This is a genomic window from Arthrobacter sp. NPDC058097, assembly GCF_042884885.1.
In the GTDB taxonomy this organism is placed as follows: domain Bacteria; phylum Actinomycetota; class Actinomycetes; order Actinomycetales; family Micrococcaceae; genus Arthrobacter.
The window spans coordinates 461303-473032 of record NZ_JBHVSZ010000001.1 but is presented as its reverse complement, the minus strand read 5'-3'; the positions used below and the strand labels follow the sequence as shown (position 1 = coordinate 473032).

The window sequence follows — 11730 nt, the reverse complement described above, 5'->3', positions numbered from 1 at the left end:
TAAGTGACCCCGCGTTGCTCTATGCGGGGCTTACCCGGCGAAGAAGTCGCTGAGTTCGGTGATGAGCCGGTCCGGGGCGCGGTTGACGCCGTCGTGCCCGAAACCCGGCAGGATGGTGTAGCTGGAACCGGAGAGGACGTCGTGGATCTGGCCGCAGGCCACGCCGAAGTACGCCGGGCTCTTCTCGCCCACGATGATGAGCGTCTCCAGCGGCAGCGCCAGGAACGGTTCGGCCGGCATGTCCGCGGCGATGATGGCCTTGATCTCCCGGACGCCGGTGCGCATCATTTCCCGCATCTGCTTGCCCACCGTCGTTCCCGCCGTGAGCTTGTTGGCGAGGGTCATCATGGACAGCGGCATGCGCGAGGAGAAGGCGCTCTCCGCCTCGAGCCCGCGGAGCAGGACGGCGAGGGCGCGGTCGTCGTCGCCGGCCGCCGTCGCCCGTTCGTATTCAGTGGTCCAGTCAGCCGTGACGCTGTGGTTGACGGAGACGGCGGGATCGTAGACGGCGAGCCGCTCCACCGGGAGGGTCCGCGCCGCGTGGATGGCCACGGCGCCGCCGAAGCTGTGGCCGAAGACGTCGGTGCTGTCAGTGTGCTTCATGACGGTATCGAGGTCGCGGATGTCGACGTCCAGGGTGTAGTCCCCGGCCTGTTCGGAGGACGCGCCCCGGCCGCGGCGGTTGAACGTGTGCACCGGCCGGCCGAGGGAGGCGCTGAGCTTCTGCGCGAAGCGGGTGTAGTCCGCCGCCGTCACCATGGAGGCCGTGACCACAACCACGCCGGAGCCGGCCGGGGCCAGTTCCTCGCCCGTGCTGAACAGCTCGAGCTTGCCGCCGTCGGGTGTGCTGATGATCTCGCGAGTCATGGTCCGAGCCTATCGGAGGCCGGCCCGTGCTGACAGCCGGAAGCTACTTGCGCCGGCGCTTCCCGCTCAGTGGCCGGATGCTCCCGTCGGTGCCGTTGAGGAAGCGCGCTATCCGGAGGGCCAGGCGCTTGCCCGGCCGGATCGGACCCTCGTGCAGCTGGCCCGGAACCACGGCGAAATCGATCGCCGGCACGGCCGACGCCAGCTGCCGGCCGGTGTCGCCAAAGTATCTCGGGCTCCAGCCGCCGCTGAGCATCAGCGTGGGGGTGGTGAGTTCGGTGAAGTCGGCGAGCTCCGCGTCGGCGTCGAGCACCGCCCGCATCTCCTTCACGGCTGTCGGCAGCAGCTCCCGCATCTCCGCGCCGACGTTGGTCCGGGCCGACATGATGCTCAGCATCCGCAGCGCGCCGAGCGGCAGGTAGGACAGCGGGCCGGCCGTGGCCAGCCCCTGCACCAGGTGCGCCCAGGCATGGTTGAGCTGTCCCTCCGTCACGGCCTGCTCCAGCTCCGGCCGCCAGCGGTGGTTCAGGTTGCCGGATAGGGACACCGCGGCGTCGTACGTGACGAGCCGGCGCAGCGGCATGTCGCGCGCCGCCTGAAGAGCCACGAAGCCGCCGAAGCTGTGTGCCACCACGTCCTCCGAGCCCGTCGCCTTCATCACGGCGGCCAGGTCCCGGATCTCGGTCGCCACCGAATAGTCGTCCGGCTGTGGCGCGGAACCGGCTCGGCCGCGGCGGTTGTAGCAGTGCACCGGCCGGCTCAGCAGGAGGCTCAGGTTGCGGGCGAACGGCCGGTACAGGGCGTCGGTCACCAGCGTTCCGTGAATTACGACGACGCCGGGCGGCGTCACCGGGGCCGGGTCACCTTCCGCGGAGGTGCTGCCGCCGTTTGCGGTGGTGAGTGCGGCGGGCCTGAAGGAGTGCACCTCAAGCCGGCTGCCGTCGTCGTCCGTCTCAACTGTCCACGTCTCCACAGCCCGAGTCTATGCCCCACCCCCTCCGGAGTTTTTGTCCAGATAATGGCTCCAAATGGCCCCGGAAGTCCGAATATCTGGACAAAAACTCCAAGGTGGGGGGTGCGGAACTCCAAGGCGGGAAGTCCCGGTAAACCCGGTAAACCCGGTAAACTTGATGACTGTGACTTCCCAAAACACCCCCGCCCCCAAGAATGCCCCCGAACCGCTCGACGCCAGCGAACAGATGCGCATCCGCATGGAGAAGCGCGCCAAGCTGATCGAACGCGGGCAGGAGGCGTACCCGGTGGGTGTTGAGCGCACGCACTCGCTCAGCGAGATCCGCGAAAAGTACGCCCACCTGCAGGCCGACGAGACCACCGGCGACGTCGTTGGCATCACCGGCCGCGTGGTGTTCGTCCGGAACACCGGCAAGCTGTGCTTCGCCACGCTGCAGGAAGGCGGCACCGACGGCAAGGGCACCAGGCTGCAGGCCATGCTCAGCCTGGCGAACGTGGGCGAAGAGGCCCTCGCCGACTGGAAGGCCCTCGTTGACCTCGGCGACCACGTCTACATCAAGGGCGAAGTCATCTCCTCCCGCCGCGGTGAACTCTCCGTCATGGCCGAGTCCTGGTCCATGGCGTCCAAGGCGCTGCGCCCGCTGCCGGTGCTGCACGCCGAACTCAACGAGGAAACCCGCGTCCGCCAGCGCTATGTGGACCTGATGGTCCGCGACGAGGCCCGCGAGATGGTCTACACCCGCGCCGCCATCACCCGCTCCATCCGCGAGACGCTGTTCCGCCACGCTTACGTCGAGGTGGAGACGCCCATCCTGCAGCTGGTCCACGGCGGCGCCCTGGCCCGGCCGTTCGAAACGCACATGAACGCGTTCGACCAGAAGATGACCCTGCGCATCGCCACCGAGCTGTACCTCAAGCGTGCCGTGGTGGGCGGCATCGACCGCGTCTACGACATGGGCCGCGTCTTCCGCAACGAGGGCGTTGACTCCACCCACAGCCCGGAGTTCACCACGCTTGAGTGCTACGAGGCCTGGGCGGACCAGTTCGTCATGGCCGAGCGCATCAAGGAGATCATCCTGGATGCCGCGGACGCCGTGGGGGCCGGACGGGTACTGCAGACCGAAGCCGGGGAGATCAACCTCGACGGCGACTGGGCCTGGGTTGCTGTTTACCCCGGACTTTCCGAGGCGGTGGGCCAGGAAATCACCCCGGACACCACGCTCGAGGAACTGCGCGCCGTGGCTGAGAAGCACGATGTGAAGATCGACCCCAAGTGGGACGCCGAGAAGCTGGCCGTGGAACTCTTCGGCGAAATCGTGGAACCCACCCTGCTGAACCCCACGTTTGTCTACGACTACCCGCCGTCCGCCCAGCCGCTGGCCCGTCCGCACCGTGAGGACGGCCGGCTGATCGAGGCCTGGGACCTGATCATCGGCGGCATGGAACGCGGCACCGCCTTCTCAGAGCTCATTGACCCGGTCATCCAGCGTGAGCGCCTCACCGAGCAGTCCATGCACGCCGCCGCCGGCGACGCCGAGGCCATGCAGCTGGACGAGGACTTCCTGCGTGCGCTGGAGTACGGTGCGCCTCCCATGGGCGGCATCGGCCTGGGCATCGACCGCCTGGTCATGCTGTTCACCGGCGCAGGCATCCGGGAAACCATTCTCTTCCCCCTGCTCAAGCCAGAAGGCCACTGATGATGGACTACGTCGCGGTACTGCTGCCCTCGCTGGTGGTTGGGCTGCTCTTTTGGTTTGCCATGAAGTCGATCTTTAACGCCGACAAAGCAGAACGCCAGGCCGAAGCACGCGCTCAGGCCGAAGCGGATGCGCAGGCGCCGGCCGGGGACGATTCCCCCGAACCGCCGAGCAAATCAGACAAATAACAGGCCACTTTTAAAATCCCCGGTTATCCCCAAGGAACTCTTGCGCGTTTTGACGCGTTGCCTTATTGGGGGAGATACTTCAGGTGGAAACATCCTGCTTTTCTGATTACACGTCCTTTCCAAAAGAGAGATTTTTGATGGCACAGAAAGTCAATATTGTCCTGGTGGACGATCTGGATGGGGGATCTGCGGACGAAACCGTTCGCTTCGGCCTGGATGGCGTCGGTTATGAAATTGACCTGTCCTCGGCCAATGCTTCAGAACTGCGGTCGTCACTGGAACGCTTTGTTTCGGCCGGCCGTAAAACCTCCGGCGGCCGCCCTACCCGTGCCAAGGCACCGGGTGGACGCAGCCAGGACTCTGCCCAGATACGCCAGTGGGCGCGGGACCACGGTTACACCGTAAACGCGCGCGGCCGTATTCAGGCAGAAATCCAGGAAGCCTACCAAAAGGCCAATTCCTAGCTCGCAGCCCTGACAATCCGTTAGGGCACTAAATGATCTGAGCATATGTGCGGCGCCCCCTGCTGACGGGGGCGCTGCGCTTTAACCGACGGTTGCTGCCCGGATTAATCAGAACCGCCGTTAATCAGGGTCGCTGCCCTGCCGGGTAATCGAGTCTCCGGGTCTAATCCCCGGCCTTTGGAACAATCCGTACCTCGTGATTTCCGACACCCGGTCAAGGGAAACGGTAATTGCCGCCAGATTGGCATGCGGATGCTATTCAAAGCCTGTTCCGGCATTGCGCCGGCAACGCCGGTACGGCAGCTGCACGCACGTGTGCAAGCCCCCCCGGTTTCCCCTGTGGCGAACAAGCTCCCCAAGTCCGGGTTCCCCCACGTAGCATCAAAGTACGTCGTAGCTAGGAGTGTGGCGAAATGTTTGAGCGATTTACGGACCGTGCCCGTCGCGTAGTTGTGCTTGCCCAAGAAGAGGCACGCATGCTGAACCACAATTACATTGGTACCGAACACATCCTCTTGGGTCTGATCCATGAGGGTGAGGGCGTTGCCGCCAAAGCTCTTGAGTCCTTGAGCATTTCGCTCGACGGCGTCCGCGAGCAGGTGCAGGAGATCATCGGCCAGGGCCAGCAGGCGCCCTCCGGCCACATCCCCTTCACGCCGCGTGCAAAGAAGGTGCTGGAGCTTTCGCTGCGCGAAGCCCTGCAGCTCGGCCACAACTACATCGGCACGGAGCACATCCTGCTGGGACTCATCCGCGAGGGTGAGGGTGTGGCAGCGCAGGTGCTGGTGAAGCTCGGTGCCGACCTGAACCGGGTCCGCCAGCAGGTCATCCAGCTGCTCTCCGGCTACCAGGGCAAGGAAACCACCGGCGCCGGCGTCGGCCAGAGCCAGGCTGAGGGTACCCCCGCAGGCTCTGTGGTGCTGGACCAGTTCGGCCGGAACCTGACGCAGGCTGCCCGCGAGAACAAGCTGGACCCTGTGATCGGACGCGAGCAGGAAATGGAACGCGTCATGCAGGTCCTTTCCCGCCGCACCAAGAACAATCCCGTGCTGATCGGCGAGCCCGGCGTCGGCAAGACGGCCGTCGTCGAGGGCCTTGCCCAGGCGATCGTGCGCGGCGACGTGCCGGAGACCATCAAGGACAAGCAGCTCTACACGCTGGACCTTGGCTCCCTGGTGGCAGGCTCCCGCTACCGCGGTGACTTCGAAGAGCGCCTGAAGAAGGTCCTCAAGGAAATCCGCACCCGCGGCGACATCATCCTCTTCATCGACGAGATCCACACCCTGGTGGGTGCCGGTGCCGCCGAAGGTGCCATCGACGCAGCCTCGATCCTGAAGCCGATGCTGGCCCGCGGCGAGCTGCAGACCATCGGTGCCACCACGCTGGACGAGTACCGCAAGCACATCGAGAAGGACGCCGCCCTCGAGCGCCGCTTCCAGCCCATCCAGGTCAAGGAGCCGTCGGTTGCGCATGCGATCGAAATCCTCAAGGGCCTGCGGGACCGCTACGAGGCGCACCACCGCGTCACCATCACCGACGGCGCCCTCGCCTCGGCCGCGAACCTCTCCGAACGCTACATCTCGGACCGGTTCCTGCCGGACAAGGCGATCGACCTCATTGACGAAGCCGGTGCCCGGCTCCGCATCCGCCGCATGACCGCTCCGCCGGAGCTCAAGGAGATGGACGAGCGCATCTCCGAGCTGAAGATGGAGAAGGAGTCCGCGATTGACGCACAGGACTTCGAGGGTGCTGCCGCGCTGCGCGACAAGGAGCAGAAACTCATCACCGAGCGCTCCGAGAAGGAACGCCACTGGAAGACCGGCGGCATGGACGACATCTCCGAGGTGGACGAGGACCTGATCGCCGAAGTCCTCGCGAACTCCACTGGCATTCCGGTCTTCAAGCTGACCGAGGAAGAGTCCTCGCGCCTGCTGAAGATGGAAGACGAGTTGCACAAGCGCGTCGTCGGCCAGGACGAAGCCATCAAGGCGCTGTCCCAGGCCATCCGCCGCACGCGTGCCGGCCTGAAGGACCCCAAGCGTCCCGGCGGCTCGTTCATCTTCGCCGGCCCCACCGGCGTCGGCAAGACCGAGCTTGCCAAGGCCCTCGCGGAGTTCCTGTTCGGTGAAGAGGATGCCCTCATCACGCTGGACATGTCCGAGTACTCCGAGAAGCACACGGTGTCGCGTCTCTTCGGCGCCCCTCCGGGCTACGTCGGCTACGAAGAGGGCGGGCAGCTGACCGAGAAGGTCCGCCGCCGTCCGTTCTCCGTGGTCCTGTTCGACGAAGTGGAAAAGGCCCACGCGGACCTCTTCAACTCGCTGCTGCAGATCCTGGAAGACGGCCGCCTGACCGACTCCCAGGGCCGCGTGGTGGACTTCAAGAACACCGTGATCATCATGACCACGAACCTCGGCACCCGGGACATCTCCAAGAGCGTCGCCACCGGCTTCCAGTCCGGCACGGATACCCAGACCGGCTACAACCGGATGCGCGCCCGGGTCACGGAGGAGCTCAAGCAGCACTTCCGCCCCGAGTTCCTCAACCGTGTTGACGACGTCGTGGTGTTCCCGCAGCTGACGCAGGACGAGATCATCGAGATCGTGGACCTGTTCGTGACCCGCCTGGAGAAGCGGCTCAAGGACAAGGACATGGGCATCGAGCTGACCAAGGCAGCCAAGGTGCTCCTGGCCACCCGCGGCTACGATCCCGCCATGGGTGCAAGGCCGCTGCGCCGCACCATCCAGCGCGAGATCGAGGACCAGCTCTCCGAGAAGATCCTGTTCGGCGAGCTGCACCCCGGCGACATCGTGGTGGTGGATGTGGACGGCGAGGGCGACGACGCGAAGTTCACCTTCGCCGGCAACGCCAAGCCGCGCATCCCGGAAATCGCCCCGAGCGCGTAACTGCCTGACTCCTAGCCGCACTCCAGCGCCAAGAGGCCCCGCCCGCCCCCGAAAGGGAGCAGGCGGGGCCTCCTGCTGTTGGTTCGGTGGCGGCCGAGGTCTGAAAGTACTGTTTCACTGATAGTGAACCCTCCTGTGATCCAGCGCACAGGCGGTGTTGAATCAGCACATGTCAACTGAAGATGCAGCGATCCTGCCTGAGCAACCGGCGACCCCCTTCCATGACATCGACCACTACCTGGCGATCCCGCGCGTCAGTGGCCTGGCCCTCAGCCCCGACGGCCGGCGGCTGGTGACCACGGTTGCCACGCTCAACAGCAAAGGCACCGAATACGGAACCGCTCTGTGGGAGCTGGACCCGGCCGGCCAGAAGCAGGCCCGCAGGATCACCCGCAGTGCCAAGGGCGAAGCCGGCGCCGCGTTTGCTGCCAACGGTGACATCTACTTCACATCCGCCCGGCCGGATCCGGACAAGGAGACCGACGGCGATCCCGTCAGTGCGCTCTGGGTCCTCCCCGCAGACGGCGGCGAGGCCCGCGTGGTGCTGTCGCGGGCCGGCGGCGTGGACAGGGTCATGGCGGCCAGGGACGCCAACGCGGCCTTCGTCACCGCGTCCGTCCTTGCCGGCTCCAGCAGCGAGGAGGACGACGCCGAGCGCCGCAAAAGCCGCAAGGACAACAAGGTGGCGGCCATCCTGCACAGCGAATACCCGGTGCGCTACTGGGACGCGGACCTCGGCCCGGCCCAGCCACGGCTCTTCGCGGTGGAGCCGGGGCCGGAGCAGGAATCCGGCAAGCCCGCCACCGTTGACCGCGCGGTGCCCCTCACGCTGCGCAACCTCACCCCGCAGGCAGGATCCCGCCTCCGGGAAGCCGTCACGGTGGTCAGCGCGGACGGCAAGACCCTTTACACGAGCCTGGCCAAGCCGCTGCCGAGGGCAGACCTGCGCTCGGTCCTGGCCGCCGTCGACGTTGCCACCGGCACTGTGAGGATCCTCCTCGACGAGGAGGGCGTGAACTACTTCCCGGGGCCGGTCAGCCCGGACGGCGGCACGCTCGCCGTTGTCAGTGAGACCGACACGACGCCCCAGCGCGCCCCGCAGGTCAAGCTGCACCTTCTCGACGTTTCCGGGGATGCCGGCCGGGAGGAACTGGAGCCCCTGGCCCACGGCTGGGACCGCTGGCCCCACCCGGAGGCCTGGCTCCCGGACGGCTCTGCCCTCCTGGTCACGGCGGACGACGACGGCGCGTCGCCGGTTTTCAGCGTCAGCGTTGCGGCAGGCGTCACCCGGGGGAGTGCCTCCAGGGTGACGCCGGACGCGGCGGCCTATACCGACGTCGTCGTCTCACCCGACGGACGCAGCGCTTACGCGCTGCGGAGTTCGTACGAGTTCCCCGCCGAGGCTGTCCGGATCGACCTCGCCAGCGGGGAGGTGACGCGGCTGCCGTCGCCGGCGCAGCGGCCGCAAACCGAGGGCTCGCTGGAGCGGGTGGAGACGACCGCCGCCGACGGATCCAGGGTGCCGGCCTACCTGGCCCTGCCAGCGGGGGCCTCCGCCGGGAACCCCGCACCGCTGCTGCTGTGGATCCACGGCGGACCGCTGGGATCCTGGAACGCCTGGACCTGGCGCTGGAACCCCTGGCTGCTCACCGCCCGGGGCTACGCCGTCCTGCTGCCGGACCCCGCCCTGTCCACGGGCTACGGCCAGGACTACATCCAGCGCGGGTGGGGCGGCTGGGGCAAGGCGCCCTTTACCGATCTCATGGCCATCACGGACTCGGTGGTGCAGCGGCCGGACATCGACGAAAGCCGCACCGCCGCCATGGGCGGCTCCTTCGGCGGCTACATGGCCAACTGGGTGGCCGGTCAGACGGACCGCTTCCAGGCGATCGTGACCCACGCCAGCCTGTGGGCGCTTGACCAGTTCGGGCCCACCACCGACGCGTCGCAGTACTGGCTCAAGGAAATGACGGCGGAGATGGCGCTGGAGAACTCCCCGCACCTGCACGTCGAGAAGATCCGGACGCCCATGCTGGTGATCCATGGCGACAAGGACTACCGGGTGCCCATCGGGGAAGGCCTGCGGCTCTGGTACGAGCTGCTTTCCAAATCCCAGCTCGCCTCTGACGAAAACGGGCAGACCAGCCACCGGTTCCTCTTCTACCCCGACGAGAACCACTGGATCCTGCAGCCGCAGCACGCAAAGGTCTGGTACGGCGTGGTTGAACACTTCCTGGCCAGGAACGTCCTCGGCAAGGACATCGGGCTCCCGGCGGACCTGGGTCTCTAGCACGCGGTAAAGGCCGCAGCCTCCGTGCCCGGGGTGAGCGTCCCCGTAAGATGGGGCTGTGACTGACTCCTTCACTGTTCGCCCTGCCCGGACCAGCGATGTGGCTGCCATCAAGAGACTGGTGGCGCCGCTGGCGGAAGAGCGAATACTGATGGCCAAGGAAACGGTGGCCTATTACGAGAGCCTGCAGGAGTTCCTGATCGCCGAGTCGGCGGCCGGCGAGGTTATCGGCTGCGGCGCCCTGCACGTCATGTGGGAGGACCTTGCGGAGGTGCGCACCCTCGCCGCCTCGGATGCGTGGCGCGGCAAGGGCGTGGGGCACGTCCTGGTCGAGAGCCTCCTGAAGCAGGCCGAGGCGCTGGGCGTCTCGCGGGTGTTCTGCCTGACCTTCGAGGTGGACTTCTTCAAGCGGCACGGCTTCGAGGTGATGGCCGACCAGTCGGCTGTGGACCCGCAGGTGTACTCCGAACTGCTGCGCTCGCATGACGAAGGCGTGGCCGAGTTCCTGGACCTGGCGCGCGTGAAGCCCAACACGCTCGGCAACACGCGGATGATCAAGGCTCTCTAGAGCCCGCCGCGACCTTCTCGCGGGACTCTTCCTTGTGCCCTTCGGGGTAGATGCCGCGGGTTTCGGACCGCTGCCCGCGCCTCCAGTCCGGCGGCTGCACCTTCGGCAGGACCTTGGCCACGGCCAGCGCGGCATACATCACCGTGTTCACCGCCACGAAGGCCGCCATGACGCGGAACCAGTCCGTAAAGAGCAGGGCCTCGGGCAGCACCAGCCCCGTGCGTACAGCTGCTGCGATCATGTTCAGCCCGCCTTAGCCAGGTGCTTCCAGCTGGCCTCCCGGCCCACCGACATGTCGATGATGCCCTTCACATAGACCACGTTGAGGAACATGTCGAACACCAGCTCCGGGACGACGGTCAGGGCGAGGAGGCGGGCCCGCCAGCCACCGCGCCAGACGGTGACCATCCGCTCGAAGGAGAAAAGCAAGCCCAGCCCCAGCCAGAAGGGGAACCAGATCCACGTGTCGAGCGCGAGCACCGTCAGGAGAATCAGCAGCAGGTAGGAACTCAGGGCGATGACACCGTAGCCAAGGCCGAACTGCTGCGCCCAGTAACGGGCGGTTGGCGGCGTCAGGCCGTAGGCACCCAGGTTCTCCAGGGCACCGCGCTGCCACCGCAGCCGCTGGGCCCAGAGTGTGCGCCACGTCGGCATGAGTTCGGTGACCACCGCGCACTCCGACGGCGAGACCATGAGGCCGCCAAGCGACTTCAGGGCAATAGTCAGCTCGTTGTCTTCGGTGAGGGCCCAGGTGTCGTAAACGTCCCCTGCCACCCCGGGCAGGGCTGTGCCTCGGTTCTCCGCGACGGCGCGCAGTGCCACCGGACGGAACACCGAAGCGGTCCCCGTGAGCACAAAGACCCGCCCCCGCCGGCGCCTCATGTCCCGCGCGTACCGGATGTATTCGTTGCGCTGGAACTGGCCAAGCAGCCCGTGGCCCGGTTCGCCGTAGAAGAGCCCGCCGACGGCCATAAGGGCCCTGTCCCGCGTGAAGTACTCGACGGCGCAAGCCAGGAACCCGTCGTCGAGCAGGGTATCGGCGTCCATCACCATGACCAGATCGTTGTCGCCCTGCCCGGGGAGCAGCCGCTTCAGCGCCTGGTTCAGTGCACCGGCCTTCTTTTGGGAGTTTCGCACCGTCTCCAGGACCTCGACGCCGGCCGCCCGGGCGACGTCGGCCGTGGCGTCGGTGCAGTTGTCCGCAACGACGATGATCCGCTGCGGCGGCTGCGACTGGGCGAGGAGCGACGCCAGTGTCAGGGGAAGGGATGCGGCTTCGTTGTGGGCCGGGATGAGGACCGTAAGAGTGACAGGTCCGGCGTAAACGCCCCTGGTCCTTGCCATTACGATGCGTGGGGCCAGCGGCTGGGCCGGGTTGGCTGAACGCCGCGACTTGAGGGAGATATGCCGGTCCGCCAGGGCGATTCCGGCAATGAGCAGGAAGGCGACGGCGATCGCCGTCGAAAGCATCCACGGCGCCGGAGCTTCGGCAACGTAAAGTACGCCCCAGATTCCCAGCAGCGTGGCCCTGCTGGGGGCGGCTGCCGACGTCGGCACGGTGTAGGTGACGGCGAGCCAGAGCAGAGCGGCCGTGCCTGCCGCCCCCAGGGCGATCAGCACCCCGGCGGTTTTCTGCAGTTTGCGGTGGGGTTTGATGGCTTACTCCATGCGGTACGGATTGATGTGGTCGGTGACCTGACCGATGAGATGGTTGCAGCGCCGGCTCGGTATTGCCGCGGGAACTGATCAAGATCCGCTCAAAGTTGCGCCGTAATATT

At 66.5% G+C, this 11730-nt stretch carries 10 protein-coding genes; 6 read left to right on the top strand and 4 right to left on the bottom strand.

Features of this window, described 5'->3' with window-relative positions; genetic code table 11:
* Positions 1-30: 30 nt before the first annotated feature.
* The gene (locus ACFVTE_RS02245) at positions 31-867 is read right to left on the bottom strand and encodes an alpha/beta fold hydrolase (RefSeq protein WP_387096228.1); all 837 of its coding nucleotides are present in this window, start codon (positions 865-867) and stop codon (positions 31-33) included.
* Positions 868-910: 43 nt separating this feature from the next.
* Positions 911-1840 carry an alpha/beta fold hydrolase gene (locus ACFVTE_RS02240; protein ID WP_387096225.1) on the bottom strand — a complete coding sequence of 310 codons (930 nt, stop codon included), beginning with the start codon at positions 1838-1840 and terminating at the stop codon, positions 911-913.
* Between the two features lie 157 nt (positions 1841-1997).
* Here ACFVTE_RS02240 and lysS point away from each other — a divergent pair, with 157 nt between their 5' ends.
* The 6 genes from lysS (at position 1998) to ACFVTE_RS02210 (ending at position 9952) form a co-directional block, all read left to right on the top strand.
* Positions 1998-3536 (top strand): lysine--tRNA ligase, encoded by a 1539-nt coding sequence (lysS, locus tag ACFVTE_RS02235; protein ID WP_387096222.1) that lies wholly within the window; start codon positions 1998-2000, stop codon positions 3534-3536.
* Positions 3537-3538: 2 nt separating this feature from the next.
* Positions 3539-3724, top strand: coding sequence for a hypothetical protein (locus ACFVTE_RS02230; protein ID WP_387097132.1), 186 nt, complete (start codon positions 3539-3541; stop codon positions 3722-3724).
* 137 nt (positions 3725-3861) lie between these two features.
* Positions 3862-4188 (top strand): Lsr2 family protein, encoded by a 327-nt coding sequence (locus ACFVTE_RS02225; protein ID WP_307099115.1) that lies wholly within the window; start codon positions 3862-3864, stop codon positions 4186-4188.
* A 413-nt stretch (positions 4189-4601) separates the two neighbouring features.
* Positions 4602-7094 carry an ATP-dependent Clp protease ATP-binding subunit gene (locus ACFVTE_RS02220; RefSeq protein ID WP_331570872.1) on the top strand — a complete coding sequence of 831 codons (2493 nt, stop codon included), beginning with the start codon at positions 4602-4604 and terminating at the stop codon, positions 7092-7094.
* A 169-nt stretch (positions 7095-7263) separates the two neighbouring features.
* Positions 7264-9384: a S9 family peptidase gene (locus ACFVTE_RS02215; protein ID WP_387096219.1), complete on the top strand. Its 2121-nt coding sequence runs from the start codon at positions 7264-7266 to the stop codon at positions 9382-9384.
* A gap of 58 nt (positions 9385-9442) precedes the next feature.
* The gene (locus ACFVTE_RS02210; RefSeq protein ID WP_387096216.1) at positions 9443-9952 is read left to right on the top strand and encodes an amino-acid N-acetyltransferase; all 510 of its coding nucleotides are present in this window, start codon (positions 9443-9445) and stop codon (positions 9950-9952) included.
* On the opposite strand, the gene ACFVTE_RS02205 is transcribed toward ACFVTE_RS02210, so the two are convergent.
* Together ACFVTE_RS02205 and ACFVTE_RS02200 are read right to left on the bottom strand one after the other, a co-directional pair.
* Entirely contained in the window at positions 9939-10193 is a 255-nt protein-coding gene (locus ACFVTE_RS02205) for a hypothetical protein (RefSeq protein WP_387096212.1), read from the bottom strand. The two genes, ACFVTE_RS02210 and ACFVTE_RS02205, sit on opposite strands and share 14 nt — an antisense overlap.
* A gap of 2 nt (positions 10194-10195) precedes the next feature.
* The gene (locus tag ACFVTE_RS02200) at positions 10196-11572 is read right to left on the bottom strand and encodes a glycosyltransferase (RefSeq protein WP_387096209.1); all 1377 of its coding nucleotides are present in this window, start codon (positions 11570-11572) and stop codon (positions 10196-10198) included.
* Positions 11573-11730 lie beyond the last annotated feature (158 nt).

What these genes read in the sequence shown, in the direction of transcription:
- ACFVTE_RS02220 (WP_331570872.1), top strand. Translation starts at nt 4,602, where the DNA reads ATGTTTGAGCGATTTACGGACCGTGCCCGTCGCGTAGTTGTGCTTGCC.
- ACFVTE_RS02230 (WP_387097132.1), top strand. Translation starts at nt 3,539, where the DNA reads ATGGACTACGTCGCGGTACTGCTGCCCTCGCTGGTGGTTGGGCTGCTC.
- ACFVTE_RS02245 (WP_387096228.1), bottom strand. Translation starts at nt 867, where the DNA reads ATGACTCGCGAGATCATCAGCACACCCGACGGCGGCAAGCTCGAGCTG.
- ACFVTE_RS02215 (WP_387096219.1), top strand. Translation starts at nt 7,264, where the DNA reads ATGTCAACTGAAGATGCAGCGATCCTGCCTGAGCAACCGGCGACCCCC.
- ACFVTE_RS02225 (WP_307099115.1), top strand. Translation starts at nt 3,862, where the DNA reads ATGGCACAGAAAGTCAATATTGTCCTGGTGGACGATCTGGATGGGGGA.
- ACFVTE_RS02205 (WP_387096212.1), bottom strand. Translation starts at nt 10,193, where the DNA reads ATGATCGCAGCAGCTGTACGCACGGGGCTGGTGCTGCCCGAGGCCCTG.
- lysS (WP_387096222.1), top strand. Translation starts at nt 1,998, where the DNA reads ATGACTGTGACTTCCCAAAACACCCCCGCCCCCAAGAATGCCCCCGAA.